Genomic DNA, 14886 nt, shown 5'->3' with positions numbered 1-14886 from the left:
CGGTCCATGGCGCGCACTCAGCGCCATGGACCGCTTCGATCCCGGGACATCAGCTGCCGGTGGCCGACTTCCAGCCGTCGATGTACGCGTCGAGGTGGTCGTCAATGTCCTTCCAGTCCGGGTGGAAGATCTGGACGCCCTTCATGATCTCCGCCAGCGCGCGGGCGTTGGCGTCCGTGGCCTTGATGTCCGTACGGGCCGAGAATCCGCCGCCGATCTCACTGACCTGCTTCTGGGCGGCCGCGGTAAGCATGAAGTCCAGCAGCTTCTTGGCGTTGCCCTCGTGGGGCGCGTTCTTGACCAGCCCGGCGGCGTAGGGCAGCGGGAAGGTGGTGGGCTTGCCGCCTCGCTTGGCCGGGAACCATATGCCGAGGTTCGGCATGGACCGGGACTGGGCGTAGTTCATCTGGACATCGCCGTTGGCGACGTGGACCTCGCCCTTGTCGACCTTCGGCGCCAGCTTGCTCGTCGAGGAGGACGGGCCGACGTTGTTGGACTGGAGCTTCTTCAGATAGTCCAGCGCCGGTTCCTTGCCGCCGAAGTCATGGATGGCCTTGATGACCACCGCCGTACCGTCACCCGCGACCCCGGGGGTGCTGTACTGCACCTTGCCCCGGTACGAACCGTCGAGGAGCTGCTCCCAGGTGGTGGGCGCGGTCTTGAGCCGCTTCTTGTTGTAGATGAACCCGGCGTAGTTGTTGACGACGGAGGTCCAGGTGTCCTCGGCGGACTTGTCGGAGGCGGCCACCTTGTCCGACCCCTTCGGCGCGTAGCGGCCCAGCAGCCCCTTGGCGTCGGCCTGCTGGATGAACGGCGGCAGGGTGACCAGCACATCGGCCTGGGTGTTGGCCTTCTCGCGGACGGCGCGCTGCACGATCTCGCCGGAGCCGCCCTCCACGTACTTGACCTTGATACCGGTCTGCTTCTCGAAGTCCTTGAAGACCTTGTCGTACCAGCCGTCACCGCTCTCGCCCTTGAGCCCGTCGGCGCTGTAGACGGTGACGACCTTGGCGTGGGGATCGGCGGTGGCACCACCGCAGGCAGTGAGGGAAACGGCGAGGACGAGGACCCCGCCGACGGCGGCGATCGGCTTGAGTGCGCGGGACATGACGTTTCGCTTCTCCTAGCGGAAGGTAGCTCTGGTGCGGATGCGGGAGACGGCGAGCAGGACGAGCAGCGTCGTTCCCATGAGGACGACGGCGACCGCGGAGCCGGTGAAGAGGGAGCCCCGGTCGGTGGCCGAGAAGATCCGGACCGGCAGCGGCAGCCAGTCCGGCGGATAGAGCATCATCGTGGCGCTGAGCTCGCCCATGGACAGGGCGAAGCACAGCCCCGCCGCCGCGGTGAGCGACGGGAGCAGCAGGGGCAGTGTGACCCGCCACAGCACATAGCCGGGGCGGGCGCCCAGACCCGCGGCCGCCTGTGCGTAGGCGGGGTCCAGCCGGGCCAAGGCCGCCGAGACGGACTGGTAGGCGAAGGCGGTCACCAGGACGGTGTGGGCGACGATCACGATCGACGGGGTGCCGTTGAGCAGCATCGGCGGCTTGCTGAACGCCACCAGCACGGCGAGGCCGACCACCACGGACGGCACGGCCACCGGCAGCATGAACAGCGCTTCGAGCACCCGGCGCGTCCGCCGCCCGGCACCGGAGGCGGCGAGCGCGGCCCAGGTACCGGCGGCCAGGGCCAGCAGGCTCGCGGCCACGGCCGTGATCAGGCTGGTGGTCAGCGCGGTGAGCGCGTCGCCGTGGACGGCGGAGGTGTAGTGGGCGCCGGTCGGCCCGGACGGCAGCACACCGCTCCATGAGCGCGACAGCGAGGCGGCCACGATGACGAGCAGCGGCAGGGCGAACAGGGGCAGGAAGAGCAGCAGGAACACGGTCCAGACGCCCCAGCGGGCGGCGCGGCTATGCACCAGCACGACGGCTCACCACCCTGTACAGGCCGTAGAGGCCCACCGAGAGAAGGACGTTGACGACGGCGACGGCGCAGGCGGAGGGGTAGTCGGACTCGAGGATGGCCTTGGTGTAGACGAGCATTGGCAGGGTGGTCACGCCCTTGGCCCCGGTGAAGAGCACGATGCCGAACTCGTTGAGGCACATCACCAGCACCAGGCTGCCTCCGGCGGCGAGCGCGGGCAGCGCCTCGGGGAGGATCACCCGCCGCACGATCCGCAGCGGGCGTGCGCCGAGCGAGGACGCGACATCGAGCTGTGCGGTGTCGAGCTGGGAGAAGGCGGCGAGCAGCGGACGCATCACGAAGGGCGTGAAGTAGGTGATCTCGGCGAGCACCACACCCCAGGGGGTGGTGAGGAAATCGAAGGGTCCGGTGGCCGCGCCGGTGGCGCCGGTCCACAGCCCGTTGGCCACGCCGGTGGTGCCGTAGAGGAACAGCAGCGCCAGGGTGATCAGGAAGGAGGGGAAGGAGAGGAAGACATCGATGAACTTCGCCACCGCCTTCCCGCCGGGGAACGGCACGAAGGCGATGACGAGGGCGAGCGACAAGCCAAGCGCCAGACAGCCCGCGGTGGAGGCGAGGGCGATCCAGACGGTGGTGGTCAGCGCCTCGTGGAAGACCTCGGAGGCGAACAGCTCGGTGTAGGGCTGCGTCGAGGTGCCGCCCTCGTCCGGGGTGAACGACTGCTGGATGACGAGGGCGAGCGGATGGAGGAAGAACACCCCGAGCGCGGCGACCGGCGGCAGCGCCCACAGCCGGCCGGACACCGAACGCCCCGCGGTCTTCCGGGCCATGGCGGGCCGTCGCAGCACCTCAGCCATGGCCGCCACCGCCCAGGACCGCTTCGGGCGCGGCGGTGGCCGGGAGCAGCACCGCGTCCTCGGCGGCGAAGTGCAGCTCCACCTCGGCTCCGAGCGCGGGCGGGGTGCGCAGTTCACGGACGTCGGCCTTGAGCCGGGCGCCCTCGATGTCCACCAGCAGGCGGTGGGTCGCGCCGCGCCACTGCACCTCGGCGACGGTGCCGCGCAGGGTGTTGGGGCCCGGTCCGAGCCCGACCAGATGTGGACGTACGCACAGGGTGGCGGTGGCACCGGGGGAAGCGGGCGCTCCACCGCCGTGGACCCGTAGCCGGGTGGCGCCGAGGGTGGCGCCGACGGTGCCGTCGGGCCCCGCCTCTCCCAGGGTCACCGGCAGTAGATTGGCGTTGCCGACGAAGGAGGCGGTGAACTCGGTACGCGGGCGCCGGTAGAGCTCCCGCGGGGTGCCGCAGTCCTGGAGCCGGGCGTGGTCCATCACCGCGATCCGGTCGGCGAGGGTCAGCGCCTCGATCTGGTCATGGGTGACATAGAGGATCGAGACATCGGGCAACTCGCGGTGCAGCCGGGCCAGTTCGGCGAGCATCCCGGAACGCAGCCGGGCGTCGAGTGCGGACAGCGGTTCGTCCAGGAGCAGCACCGAAGGACGGATCGCCAGGGCGCGCGCGATGGCCACACGCTGCTGCTGTCCGCCTGACAGTTCGCGCGGATACCGCCGGGCGTACGCCGCCATGCCCGTCATCTCCAGTGCCTCCGCGACCCGTTCGGCGATCTCCCGGCGGGGCGACTTACGGGCCTTGAGCCCGAAGGCGACGTTGTCCGCGACCCGCATATGCGGGAAGAGGGCGTAGCCCTGGACAACCATCCCAATGCCCCGCCGGTGCGGGGGAAGCGCGGTGACGTCCCGGTCGCCGAGGAACACCCGTCCGGAGACGGGCCGGACGAATCCGGCGACCGCGCGCAGGGCGGTGGTCTTGCCGGAGCCGGACGGGCCGAGGAGGGCCATCAGCTCCCCGGGTGCCACGGTCAGATCGAGTCCGTCGAGCACGGTCTGCTTGCCGTAGGCGACGGACACCCGGTCGAAGCGGATCCCGGCCGGGCGGCTGTCGACGGCGGCCGGTGCGGCCTCGGACATGGCGGCGGTCACCTCAGGCCGCCCGGGCGGCGAGGAGCTCGGGCAGACCGGCGATCGAGGGCAGCACATGGGTCGCCCCGGCCCCGGTCAGCTGTTCCCGCCCGTGCGCCCCGGTGAGGACGCCCGCCACGACGGACGCGCCCGCGCGTCGCCCGGTGAGCATGTCGTACGAGGTGTCGCCGCACACCGCGACCGATCGGACGTCGTCGGTGCCGGTGCGCAGCAGCGCGGTGAGCACCATGTCGGGGTAGGGGCGGCCACGTCCGGCGTCGGCGGGGCACAGGGTGAGATCGGCCAGCTCCCGCCAGCCGAGGGCGTCGAGGATGCGGTCCTGGGTGGCGCGGGAGAACCCGGTGGTGAGCACCACCTTGGTCCCGGCCTTCCGCAGGGTCTCGATGGCCTCGGCGGCCCCGGGCAGCGCGGTGCACCGCCCGCCGTCGACGAGGTCGTGGTACGCCTCCTCGAAGGCGGTGTTGGCCTGCTGGGCACGCTCCTCGTCGCCGAAGAGATGGCGGAAGACGGAGATCTTGGACTCCCCCATCGTGGCGCGGACATAGTCGAGTTGGCGGGTGTGTTCCGGGGAGCCGGGAGTGACGCCGAGCCGTTCGGCGGCCGCGGCGAACGCCTGCTCCACCAGGCCGCCGTCGGCGACCGTGGTACCGGCCATGTCGAGTACGGCGAGGTCGATGGCGGGGGTGTTGTGGTTCTCGGTCATGTCTCCTACCAGCCCAGTTCGTCTGCGGTGGTCTCGGCGATGGCGGGGGCGCAGGTCATTCCGCGGCCGCCCGGACCGGTGACCAGCCACACTCCGTCGCGTACCTGCTCCCGGTGGATCACCCGGGAGGTGTCGGTGCACTGCGCGTACACCCCGGCCCAGCGTCGGTGGATCCTCGGCAGGGGGCGGCCGAGGACACCTTCGACGGTCGCGGTGAGGTGGTCGTACGGGTCCTCGACGACGTCGAAGTTGAACGGGTCCTCGTACTCGTGGGTGTCGCCGATGGTGAGCCCGCCGTCCTCGCGCTGCACCATGAGCAGTTGCATCCGGTGTGCGGCGGCGACGGGTGGCTGCGGCCGGGCGGCGGCCAGGGTGTCCAGGGCGGCGCCGCCGTAGGCCGGGTAGTAGCGGAAGCTGTCGGCGTCGGCGACGGAGGTGGTCAGCTCCTCGCCGAGCGGGGCGGTCTGCATCATCTGCAACCGGACCCGGCGCACCGGCAGTTCGGGGGCCAGTTCCCGGACCAGCCCGCCCAGCCAGGCTCCGGTGCACAGCACCACGGTGTCGCCGAGGTGCACATCGCCGTGGTCGTCGCGGACGGCGGGGCCGCTCGAACCGTCGCACACCTCGCGGACCTCGCGCCCGCCGAGGTAGGTGTAGCGGCCGGAGGCGAGCAGCGCGGTCTTCAGCGCCCGCTGGGCGGTGCGCGGTTCGACCGCGGCGTCGCGCTCGCACCACAGGGCGCCGAGCAGCGGACCGCGCAGGGCCGGGTTGAGCAGCCGCGTCTCGTCGGGGCCGAGCAGCTTGTAGCCGCGGGCGGCGGCGTCGGGGCGCTGTGCGGCGGCCTCGGCGACCGCGAGTTCGGTCTCGTCGCGGACGACGGTGAGGGAGCCGTTGGGCCGGAAGCCCAGGGCGGGGACCCGGTCGCCGATGGTCTCCCACAGCACCCGGGCGCGCAGTGCGGTCTCCAGCTCCTCGCCACCGGCGCGACCGCTGACCCACACCAGACCGAAGTTGCGCAGGGAAGCGCCCCTGGCCTCCATCTCGCGTTCGATGTGCAGGACTTCATGGCCGCGTTCCACGGCGTGCCAGGCGTGCATGGTTCCCACCACGCCGGCTCCGACGACTATCACTCGCATGTCTGTGACGCTCCTTTGGTCGGGTGGACCGGACTCATCCGGTTGGCAACGCCATGGTGAACGGGCACCCAATCTTGGCCTAGACCCGTTATCATTCCGTAATAGAAAAAGGGGCACCCTGGCCTGCCGGGCGCCCCTCTTGGCGGGATTTGTACCGTTAGTTCTTGTCATCCACGTCCGGCCCGCTGTCCGACGTTCCGGCCCGCTGCCCGAGATGCGTCGTGAAGCTGAAGCGGTCGCCCCGGTACAGCGACCGGACCCGCTCCAGCGGACGCCCTTCGGTGTCCCGCGAGACCCGGTGGATCAGCAGCATCGGCAGCGCGGGCGGGGTCCCGATCAGCAACGCCTCGCGGGGCGTGGCCAGCACCGTCTCCAGCCGTTCGTCCGCGTCGCCGAAGGAGATGCCGAGCCGGTCGCGGAGATAGCCGTAGAAAGACGAATCGGGGTCGAAGTCGGTGTCCAGCCGCGGCACCCGCGCCACCGCGACATAAGTGCTCTCCAGGCCGACCCGCTCATCGTCCGCGAGCAGCACACGCTCCAGGTGCCACACCGGTTCGCCGCGCTCGAGCCCGGCCTCGTCCGCCAGCCCTTGCGGACACGGGAACCGGTCGAGGCAGATGAGGGTACGCCCCGGGTGCAGCCCCTGACGCCGTACGCCCTCGGTGTAGCTGGCCAGCGCCAGCGGCTGCGCCAGCTTCGGCCCCGCCACCACAGTGCCCCGTCCGGCCCGCCGCACCCGGCCTTCGAGCAGCAGCTCGCGCAGCGCCTGCCGTACGGTCTCGCGCGCGACCTCGTACCGCTCCGACAGATCGCGCTCGGTGGGCAGCAGGCCGCCCTCGCCGAGGTCGTCCAGGAGTGCGGCGAGTTGTGTCTTCACCGCGTAGTACTTGGGCACACGGCCGTGTTCGGGGATACCGGCGCGGACCGGGGCGCCGGGGGCCTGATCATTGGGGTAGTCCACGTCAGTGATCGTCGCAGACGGAGGTCCCGGCGGAGCGGACGGCCCCGCCGCCCGGCCGTCAGCCCTTGCGGACCGCCCACTGGCCGGTCTCGTCGGCGGCGCCACCGCTCGGGATGAACTGGAGCGAGGTCACCGCGGCCCCCTTGGGCACCTCGGCGACCACCCAGCCCACGGCCTTGGCACCGGTGGCCAGCTTCAGATGGGTCGCCATCGAGGATCCCGCGGCGATATCGGCGACGGTGGCGTCGTAGCGCTGCCCCTCGGCGTCCGCGACCCGGACACAGTCCGGCGGAGTGTCGCGGTAGGTGGCGGAGCCGGTGTTGACGAGCCGGATCTGTGCGGCGACCCAGCGCTTACCGAGCGAGGGGATGGTGTGACGGTCGGCGCTCTTGGCGGGGTCGAGCCACTTCACCAGGGTGACATCCAGTTTCTCGCCGTCCTCCGCACCCTTGAGGCTGATGGTGTCACCGACGGTCGACACCCCCGGACCCAGGGATCCACCGGTGGCGGGTTCGTCCCGCGGGATGTCCGCGGCGCCGGCGCCCTCCGGGTTCCCGGCGGCCGAGGCGGAGGACCCGGCCCGGGGTGTGACGGTGGCGCCACCGCCCTCGGTGCCGCATGCGGTCAGCGACAGGCCCAGGACGGCGACGAGGAGCGCCGGGGTGCGGATGGACATACGTCCCCCTGTATGTGGTGGTTGGTGCTCGTGGGGGGAGAGGTACTGTATCGGGCGAGCGGGACGATGTGTAGGGATCAGACCGAAATGCCGGGCCATGTCTAGAAGCTGAGCTGACCGAGCAGCCCCTCGTCCTGGACATAGGTGACAACCAGCCATGAACCATCCTGGAAGCGCAGCCGGTTGAGACCGGACCGCTCGGGCAGCGGGGTCTCGATGGCCACCTCCTCCAGAGGTATCCGCTCCAGCACCCGCGACTTCCTGAGGGTTCCGGTGCTCACCCGCCCCCGTGGGCCGGCGATCACCAGATGGGTGTCGGTGCGCAGCAGCAGCCTCCGGGGGTATCGGGACATCCCGTACCAGCGCAGCAGGAGCTGTCCGGCGCGGCCGTTCCAGTCGCCGTCGAAGGTCTCGTCGAGCCGGTGCGCGGTCAGTTCCGCGGCATCGCGCTCCTCCTTCTCCTTCCGCTCCGCCCGCTCACCGCGCGCCTTCTCCCGCGCGGTGGCCGAGAACGCCCGGTGGACGGCGTCCACGGCGCCCCCGAGCAGGGCGAGACCGAGGGGGATCGCCAGGCCCAGCAGGATGAGCGGTGCCACGAGCAGATAGCCGAGCAGCACATGCGGACGGATGAACCCGGGCCGCAGGCGCCCGCCTCCGGCGGCGATGCGCACCTCGGCGGGTGGCGGGGGAATCCGGCCGATCCGGCACCAGGTGCCCCAGTCGGCCGGGGAGTCGAGCCGTCCTTCGATCCGCTTGAGCTCATACGGCTTCAACTCCACCGGAGTTCACCTCGGCACCTGGGGGTCATGGGGTCCCACGAAGATATCGGGGCGGCCGTCGCCACTGGTCAGTGGGCGGTTACCGGCAGCCGGGAGCATCCGACACCACGCGGTGCGCGGACGTAAAGGTCGCGTCAAAACCGTGGCGATCCGGTGTCAGAGGCGCGACAAGGGAATTGCGCAGGTGGCCGGGGCGGGGTGAGAGTGGTGGCGCGCGGCGGAGAGAGCCGCGGAACGGGCGCTCCGCCGTACGGGCGGGCCCGGCGCGATGACCAGCACCGTCGCCGCCGAGCACCGCGGCCCGACGTGCTCACGGTGCCCCGCACCGTACCTGAGTGCGCGTCGGTCCCCCCGTCGGCGGTGGCACGTTCCGCCCTCCCCGCTCTCCCCGCCGCCCCCTACGGCAGGCGGACGCACACCACGGGCGTGGGCGCCGGTCAGCACGGGGGCAGTGTCTGCTCGGTCCAGATGCACTTACCGGTGGCGGTGTAACGGGTGCCCCAGCGCTGGCAGAGCGCGGAGATCAGCTGGAGTCCGCGGCCGCCCTCATCCGTCTCCAGGGCGCGGCGGATCCGCGGGGTGGTCAGACTGCCGTCGGAGACCTCGCAGACCAGACTGGCGCTGCGCAGCAGCCGCAGCCGCACCGGCCCCTTGGCATGCCGCACCACATTGGCGACCAACTCGCTGACCAGCAACTCGGTGGTCATGACCAGTTCGTCCAGACCCCAGAGGGTGAGCTGTTCACGGACGTGCTTACGGGCCTCCCCCGCCGCCTGCGGATCCTCCGGGAGCGGCCAGGAGGCCATCTGCCCGGCGGACAGGGCGTGCACCCGGGCCACGAGCAGGGCGGCGTCGTCGGCGCTCTGCTGCTCGACCGGGAGCAGACCGGCGGTGACGGCGTCGCAGACGCGGTGCAGATCCAGCTTGCGGGAATCGCGCAGCAGCCGGGCGAGCCGCGCCATGCCCTCGTCGATGTCGCGCTCCGCCGACTCCACGAGTCCATCGGTGTAGAAGGCGAGCAGACTGCCCTCGGGCAGGGTCAGTTCGACGGTGTCGAAAGGCGGGACGGCGGCCCCCAGCGGTGGGTCGGGGATCACGCCGGGGAAGTACGCGGTGCCGTCGGGGTGCACCACGGCCGGTGGCGGATGTCCGGCGCGGGCGAAGGTGCAGCAGCGGGTGGTGGAGTCGTACAGGGCGTACAGACAGGTGGCGTAGGAGTCCGAGCCGAGGCCGACCACGATCTCGTTGAGATGGCTCATGAGCTCATCGGGCGGCAGCTCGAGATGGGCGAGGGTGTGTACGGCGGTGCGCAGCCGCCCCATGGTGACCGCCTCGGACAGCCCGTGACCCATCACATCGCCGATGACGAAGGCGACCTGCTCCGCGGAGAGCGGGATGATGTCGTACCAGTCGCCCCCGACCTCCATGCCCTGTCCGGCGGGGAGATAGCGGGCGACGGCCCGGCAGGCGGGCGGCGAAGGGAGTTCCCGGGGCAGCAGACCCCGCTGCAACTCCTGGGCCCGGGTGTGCTCGGCGTCGTAGAGCCGGGCGCGCTCCAGGGCCTGGGCGACGAGGGCGGCGATCGCGGTCAGCAGGGTGCGTTCCTCGCCGTTGAGGCGGCGCGGCTGGTCGAAACTGATCACACAGGCGCCGAAGGGCCGACCGGAAGCGGTCAGCGGCAGAAACGCCCAGGACTGCTTGCCGACGGTGTGGGGACGGTCGGCAAGCGTCGGAAAGCGGTCGACGTACTCCTGAACGGAGGAGACGAAGAGGGGCTCTCCGGTGCGCATCGCGTGCGCGATCGGGGTGGACTCCGAGACGGGGTCGCCATCCATCTCCGCCAGGAACTCGCGGGAGTATCCGACGGCTCCGACGTTGTAGCCGCGGTTGTCCTCGATGGCCTGCACGATCAGACCGCTGGCGCCGAACGGCGGCAGCACCCGGCGCGCCACCGCGTCCACCACGTCCCGGGAGGTGGTCGCCTTGGCGAGGGCGGCGGTCAGTTCGGAGATACGGGCGGCGCGGCGGGCGGCTGCGCGTTCGGCGGCCCGGCGCTCCGCGTCATGCCGCCGCCGCTCGGTGACATCGGAGAAGTAGCAGGTGGTGCCGCCCGGCGCGGGGACCAGGCGCAGGTGGTACCAGCGTCCGGTGTCCGGCAGCTCGATCTCGAAGCCGGACGGGGTGGCGGTGGCGGTGGCTTGCCGGCAGCGCTCCTCGAGGCCGGACACCCGCCGCAGGGTGGGCAGTTCCCACAGCACCCGGCCGATCAGTTCCTCCTTGGAGGACCCGAGGGTGCGCTCCGCCTCCAGGTTGACGAAGGTGATCCGCCCGGTGTCGTCGAGGGCGAGGAAGCCGTCGGTCATATGGCGCAGGGCGCGGCTGAGCGCGTCGGAGGTCGAGCGGGCCTCGTTGCTGTCCCATCCGTGGCCGACCATCCGCACCGGTTCGCCCTGGTCGTCGACGATCACCCGGGCACGGGCCTGGGTCCAGCCGTAGCTGCCGTCGGGACGGCGTACCCGGTACTCGGCCTCGAAGATGCCGCGGTCGCGGATCGCCTGCTGGGCGGCGGCCAGGGTGGAGGGGAGGTCCTCGGGATGGACGACCTTCAGCCAGCTCTCGATGCTGGGGACGAAGTCGGCCGGGTCGGTGCCGAAGACCTTCATGGCCGCCTCGTCCCAGGCCAGTTCGCCGGTGCGGATGTTCCAGTCCCAGGTGCCGACCTCCACGATCCGCCGGGCGGCGGTGAGGTGGTTGCCGATCGACTCCTCCTGCGGCGGGCGGACCGGCGGGGGCGCCTGGCTCATCCGCTCCTCGGCCCATGCGGCCACGGCGCGCAGAAAGGCCCACTGCTCATCGGTCGGCTCTCCGCGGTCCCCTCTCAAGACCGTGACCGCCCCGGCGGTGCGGTCACCGTCGAAGATGGGGACGGCGGCCATACCGGTTCGGGGCTCCAGGTCGTCCGGCAGCTCCGCCGCCGCCTCCGGCGCGGACTCGGGCACCCAGACCTGGTCACCCCGGCGGACGACCTGGGCGGGCGCGGCCTCGCTCTCCTGGTCGACGATCTCCCAGGGCAGGGTGTACGCCGGGGGCAGCCCGGCCGACGACACCAGACGCAGCGCGGACATGGGGCCCCGGAGGTGGACCATGCCGCCGAGACCGCCGAGCTCGGCCACCGCGTGCTGAAGGGCCAGCCGGAAGGCTTCGCTCTCCGTGGTGTTCCGATCCACGGCAGCAAGCAGGGCAAGTCGCCCATTCATAGCAAAAACCCTACATCACACGGGGCGTTGCGTTGATCTTCGGCGGCCGGTCTCCATCGCGGCGCGCCCCGCCCGGCGGGAACGGAAGCACCCCTGCGGGTGCAGGCGCCGGTTGTCTACCGGAAATCGGCACCACCGCGCCGCCTGCGGATCCGCGGAAACCACCTTCCGGAACACCTTCCAGCGGTCCGGAATTACTGGCACATCCGAGCCGCCATCGGCACTCACAAGTGCGCTGACCTGGTCAAGCGCTGCCCCTGGCAGTCCACCTTAAGGCTTCATTAACGCTTAAGACTTCTTTAAGGTACCGCCCGGAATGCCCCGTCCGTTCAATCCTCAAAAATATTCGTGACAGAAATTTCCGAGCGCTCTGAAACGACTCCCTATCCCGCCCGTATGGAGATGCGGGCAATCAGAAAAAGGAGTCGGAGATGACACGCAAGAGGACCCTCAGCCGCAAGAAGAAGCTCGGCCTGCTGGTCGGCTCGCTCGCCCTGGCAGGCACCGGCGCCGGGGTGATGGCGGCGACGAGCAACGCCAGCACCGAGGGTGCGGCCCAGTCCTCCTCGGCCTGCGCCGGGCTGACCCAGGCCCTGGCCAACAACGAGAAGTTCATCGCGGACCAGAAGGCCAAGCCGGACGCGCAGTCCCAGGCGCGCATCGAGAACCGCGAGGCCGTGATCAAGGAGATCAAGCGCCAGCAGGAGGCGTCGGGCTGTGAAGTCGGCGAGAGCGCGGGCCAGGCCGGGGCCAAACCTCCGGCCGACGCGAGCGCGGGCCACCAGGGCATGGGCAACGAGGGCATGGGCGACCAGGGCATGGGCAACGAGGGCGGCGCCGGTGACCAGGCCGGCGGGGGCGCGGACGAGCAGGCGGGCGGCGGTGACGCCGGTGGCGATGCCGCCGCGGGCGAGGTCGTATGCAAGGGCTCGACCGTGACGCTGTCCGGCGAGGCCGGGGCCCCGGCCGCCTCCAGCGGCGACTTCCCGGTCGGCACCAAGCTGAAGGTGACCAACCTGGATAACAACAAGTCCACTACCGTCTCCGTCACCTCACCCTCGGGCAGCTGCGCCCTGCTCAACAACGCCGCGTTCGAGCAGGTCCGCGAACCCGGGAAGAACCTGATCCGCAATGCCCGGATCGAGCGCGTGGGCTGATTCCGCCGCCCCGCCGCGGCCCCCGCCTCCGCTGTACGCGGCGGCGGGGGCCGCGGCTGCGCCCCGAAGGGGCGCGGGGCTGTATTGATGTGCGGCTCCGCCGCGTGGGTGCGCGACCAGCCACGACGCGGCCGCAGACGAACGACGGCGCCTCGCGTGCCCGGCCCTGGTACGCCGGCCGGCTGCTGCGCCGTCTCGGCGAGGGCCGGCGCTGGGCCGAGACGCTCGTCCGCACCCGGGCGACCGGGCCGATCTCCGACGACCACTTCCGCGATCTGTCGGCGTACACCCACGAGGACCCCGCCGTGCTCGGCCCCTGGATCGTCACCCGAGGAGCCCGCACCGGCCCCCGGTGACAGACTTTTCACGGCCTCAGGGTGTTCTCACCGTGGATCTGCCGGTACTGTGGCCGAATGACCGAGAGTCTCGATGCCACTGACTGGTCGATCCTGTCCGAGCTCCAGCAGGACGGCCGACTGCCGATCACCGAGCTGAGCCGCCGGGTCGGCCTGAGCGCCTCCGCGACCACCGACCGCGTCAAGCGGCTGGAGTCACTGGGCGTCATCACCGGGTACCGGGCCGAAGTCGACCTCGAGAAGGCCGGATTCCCACTGCTGGGGCTGGTGCGCCTGAAGTACTCCGGTCATCAGCATCAGCCGCTGCACCGGGTGCTCGAGGAGCGCCGGGAGATTCTGGAGTGTCTGCGCACCACCGGCGACGACTGCTACACCGTGCGCGTGGCCGCGACCTCCATGGGTCATCTGGAAGAGGTCGTGGACGAGTTGGCCCGGTTCGGCTCCACCACGACCAGCGTGGTCTTCAGCCGGACCCTGCCCTACCGCGGCCCCGTCGAGCCGCCCAAAGAGCCCAAGGAGCCCAAGGAGCCCAAGCAGCCCTAGCCGTACCGGCGTTCGCCATATTTCGTTGAGAGCCGAAAGGAACGGGGCCTAGCCTCGCCGCCATGACGATCAGCAACACCACGGACACCCGCTCCGACCAGCAATGGCCCGCGCTGGCGGCGGCAGCCGTCACCGTTCTCCTGTGGGCCTCGGCCTTCGTCTCCATCCGCAGTGCGGGCGACGCGTACTCCCCGGGCGCCCTGGCGCTGGGGCGGCTGCTCACCGGCACCCTCGCACTGGGCACGATCAGTCTCATACGCCGGGTGGGGCTGCCGCCCCGCGCCGCCTGGCCGGGCATCATCAGCTCGGGAGTCCTGTGGTTCGGCCTCTACATGGTGGCGCTCAACTGGGGTGAGCAGCAGGTCGACGCGGGCACCGCGGCCATGGTCGTCAATATCGGGCCGATCCTTATCGCGCTGCTGAGCAGCAAGCTGCTGGGCGAGGGACTGCCGCGACCGCTGCTGGCCGGGATGGCGGTGTCCTTCGGCGGTGCGGTGGTCGTGGGGTTGTCGATGTCCGGGTCGGGCGGGTCGTCCGTACTCGGGGTGCTGCTGTGCGTACTGGCCGCGGTGTCCTACGCGACCGGTGTGGTCTCCCAGAAGCCCGCGCTGGGGCACGCCGGGGCGCTCCAGGTGACCACCTTCGGCTGCCTCATCGGCACGGTGGCCTGTCTGCCGTTCACCGGCGCTCTGGTCTCGGACGCCGCGGACGCGCCGCTGTCCGCCACGCTCAACATGGTCTATCTGGGGCTCTTCCCGACCGCCCTTGCCTTCACCACCTGGGCGTTCGCCCTGGCCCGCACCACCGCGGGGAAGATGGGCGCCACCACCTATGTGGTGCCCGCGCTGGTGGTGCTCATGTCCTGGCTGTTCCTGGACGAGGTGCCGGCGCTGCTGACCCTCGCGGGCGGCGCGCTGTGTCTGGCCGGAGTGGGGGTCTCCCGGCGCCGCTCGCGCACGGCGCCGACCACGGTGGTGGCGGTGTCCCGGCCCACCACCGCGCCCCGTGAGGAGCCGTCCCCGGCCGACTGATATCCGGGGGTCTACGGGCGTACGGATGGGTGTCCCGCTTCCCCGGTGTCTCCGGTGTCTCCGGTGTCTCCGGTGTCTCCGGTGTGTCCGGCCGTGAACTGACCGTGATGTCCGAGGTGTGACCGGTATCGCAGGATGAGCCCGGCGCGCGTGGGTACCCGTCGCCCATGGACAGAAATGAGCAGCCCCTGCTCACCCCCGATCTACCGCCTCTGGTCGAGGTACCGGACCTGACGTTCCCCGCCCGGGGAAGCCGGGCGGACGGTGCGACGGCCGCGGTGGAGCGGAACGGCGACAAGGAGTCCAGCACCCCCTCCCCCACCCCCGGCCACGCCGCCGGACACCCCCTCGCGGCATAGCCCCCACCGG

15 protein-coding genes are annotated in these 14886 nt (G+C 71.1%); 5 read left to right on the top strand and 10 right to left on the bottom strand.

The window, feature by feature from the left end; genetic code table 11:
* Nucleotides 1-49: 49 nt before the first annotated feature.
* The 10 genes from AC4BEG_RS33855 to AC4BEG_RS33810 all read right to left on the bottom strand — a co-directional run bounded on the left by AC4BEG_RS33855 (nt 50) and on the right by AC4BEG_RS33810 (nt 11430).
* On the bottom strand, nt 50-1108 hold the full coding sequence (locus AC4BEG_RS33855; RefSeq protein ID WP_490703484.1) for a 2-aminoethylphosphonate ABC transporter substrate-binding protein: 1059 nt from the start codon (nt 1106-1108) through the stop codon (nt 50-52).
* 15 nt (nt 1109-1123) lie between these two features.
* Nucleotides 1124-1921 (bottom strand): ABC transporter permease, encoded by a 798-nt coding sequence (locus AC4BEG_RS33850; protein WP_490703483.1) that lies wholly within the window; start codon nt 1919-1921, stop codon nt 1124-1126.
* The gene (locus tag AC4BEG_RS33845) at nt 1908-2750 is read right to left on the bottom strand and encodes a 2-aminoethylphosphonate ABC transporter permease subunit (protein ID WP_490707295.1); all 843 of its coding nucleotides are present in this window, start codon (nt 2748-2750) and stop codon (nt 1908-1910) included. The genes AC4BEG_RS33850 and AC4BEG_RS33845 overlap by 14 nt, the downstream gene beginning before the upstream one ends.
* 19 nt (nt 2751-2769) lie before the next feature.
* A complete protein-coding gene (locus AC4BEG_RS33840) occupies nt 2770-3906 on the bottom strand; it encodes an ABC transporter ATP-binding protein (protein WP_490703482.1) in 1137 nt (378 codons plus the stop codon).
* A 13-nt stretch (nt 3907-3919) separates the two neighbouring features.
* Nucleotides 3920-4621, bottom strand: coding sequence for a phosphonatase-like hydrolase (locus AC4BEG_RS33835; protein ID WP_490703481.1), 702 nt, complete (start codon nt 4619-4621; stop codon nt 3920-3922).
* Between the two features lie 5 nt (nt 4622-4626).
* A complete protein-coding gene (locus tag AC4BEG_RS33830) occupies nt 4627-5757 on the bottom strand; it encodes a TIGR03364 family FAD-dependent oxidoreductase (protein WP_490703480.1) in 1131 nt (376 codons plus the stop codon).
* A 157-nt stretch (nt 5758-5914) separates the two neighbouring features.
* Nucleotides 5915-6718 (bottom strand): GntR family transcriptional regulator, encoded by an 804-nt coding sequence (locus AC4BEG_RS33825; RefSeq protein ID WP_490703479.1) that lies wholly within the window; start codon nt 6716-6718, stop codon nt 5915-5917.
* A 58-nt stretch (nt 6719-6776) separates the two neighbouring features.
* A complete protein-coding gene (locus tag AC4BEG_RS33820; RefSeq protein ID WP_490703478.1) occupies nt 6777-7394 on the bottom strand; it encodes a DUF4352 domain-containing protein in 618 nt (205 codons plus the stop codon).
* Nucleotides 7395-7495: 101 nt separating this feature from the next.
* Entirely contained in the window at nt 7496-8173 is a 678-nt protein-coding gene (locus AC4BEG_RS33815) for a hypothetical protein (protein WP_490703477.1), read from the bottom strand.
* Nucleotides 8174-8610: 437 nt separating this feature from the next.
* Nucleotides 8611-11430, bottom strand: a complete 2820-nt coding sequence (locus AC4BEG_RS33810; protein ID WP_490703476.1) for a SpoIIE family protein phosphatase — start codon at nt 11428-11430, stop codon at nt 8611-8613.
* Between the two features lie 431 nt (nt 11431-11861).
* Here AC4BEG_RS33810 and AC4BEG_RS33805 point away from each other — a divergent pair, with 431 nt between their 5' ends.
* The 5 genes from AC4BEG_RS33805 (at nt 11862) to AC4BEG_RS33785 (ending at nt 14876) form a co-directional block, all read left to right on the top strand.
* Nucleotides 11862-12587: a hypothetical protein gene (locus AC4BEG_RS33805; RefSeq protein ID WP_490703475.1), complete on the top strand. Its 726-nt coding sequence runs from the start codon at nt 11862-11864 to the stop codon at nt 12585-12587.
* A gap of 104 nt (nt 12588-12691) precedes the next feature.
* Nucleotides 12692-12943 (top strand): hypothetical protein, encoded by a 252-nt coding sequence (locus AC4BEG_RS33800; RefSeq protein WP_490703474.1) that lies wholly within the window; start codon nt 12692-12694, stop codon nt 12941-12943.
* 57 nt (nt 12944-13000) lie between these two features.
* Complete coding sequence (locus AC4BEG_RS33795) at nt 13001-13486, top strand: Lrp/AsnC family transcriptional regulator (protein WP_490703473.1); 486 nt, start codon at nt 13001-13003, stop codon at nt 13484-13486.
* Between the two features lie 62 nt (nt 13487-13548).
* On the top strand, nt 13549-14517 hold the full coding sequence (locus tag AC4BEG_RS33790; protein WP_490703472.1) for a DMT family transporter: 969 nt from the start codon (nt 13549-13551) through the stop codon (nt 14515-14517).
* Nucleotides 14518-14684: 167 nt separating this feature from the next.
* Nucleotides 14685-14876, top strand: coding sequence for a hypothetical protein (locus AC4BEG_RS33785; protein WP_490703471.1), 192 nt, complete (start codon nt 14685-14687; stop codon nt 14874-14876).
* The last annotated feature ends 10 nt before the right edge of the window (nt 14877-14886 follow it).

It is taken from the genome of Streptomyces sp. JLBJ103, from assembly GCF_058215575.1.
Note: the sequence above shows the minus strand (reverse complement) of the source record. Positions and strands in the feature narration are given on the sequence as shown.

Excerpts from the sequence above, each read along its gene's own strand:
- AC4BEG_RS33855 (WP_490703484.1), bottom strand. The coding sequence starts at position 1,108 with ATGTCCCGCGCACTCAAGCCGATCGCCGCCGTCGGCGGGGTCCTCGTC.
- AC4BEG_RS33845 (WP_490707295.1), bottom strand. The coding sequence starts at position 2,750 with ATGGCCCGGAAGACCGCGGGGCGTTCGGTGTCCGGCCGGCTGTGGGCG.
- AC4BEG_RS33840 (WP_490703482.1), bottom strand. The coding sequence starts at position 3,906 with ATGTCCGAGGCCGCACCGGCCGCCGTCGACAGCCGCCCGGCCGGGATC.
- AC4BEG_RS33835 (WP_490703481.1), bottom strand. The coding sequence starts at position 4,621 with ATGACCGAGAACCACAACACCCCCGCCATCGACCTCGCCGTACTCGAC.
- AC4BEG_RS33830 (WP_490703480.1), bottom strand. The coding sequence starts at position 5,757 with ATGCGAGTGATAGTCGTCGGAGCCGGCGTGGTGGGAACCATGCACGCC.
- AC4BEG_RS33820 (WP_490703478.1), bottom strand. The coding sequence starts at position 7,394 with ATGTCCATCCGCACCCCGGCGCTCCTCGTCGCCGTCCTGGGCCTGTCG.
- AC4BEG_RS33810 (WP_490703476.1), bottom strand. The coding sequence starts at position 11,430 with ATGAATGGGCGACTTGCCCTGCTTGCTGCCGTGGATCGGAACACCACG.
- AC4BEG_RS33805 (WP_490703475.1), top strand. The coding sequence starts at position 11,862 with ATGACACGCAAGAGGACCCTCAGCCGCAAGAAGAAGCTCGGCCTGCTG.
- AC4BEG_RS33795 (WP_490703473.1), top strand. The coding sequence starts at position 13,001 with ATGACCGAGAGTCTCGATGCCACTGACTGGTCGATCCTGTCCGAGCTC.
- AC4BEG_RS33790 (WP_490703472.1), top strand. The coding sequence starts at position 13,549 with ATGACGATCAGCAACACCACGGACACCCGCTCCGACCAGCAATGGCCC.
- AC4BEG_RS33785 (WP_490703471.1), top strand. The coding sequence starts at position 14,685 with ATGGACAGAAATGAGCAGCCCCTGCTCACCCCCGATCTACCGCCTCTG.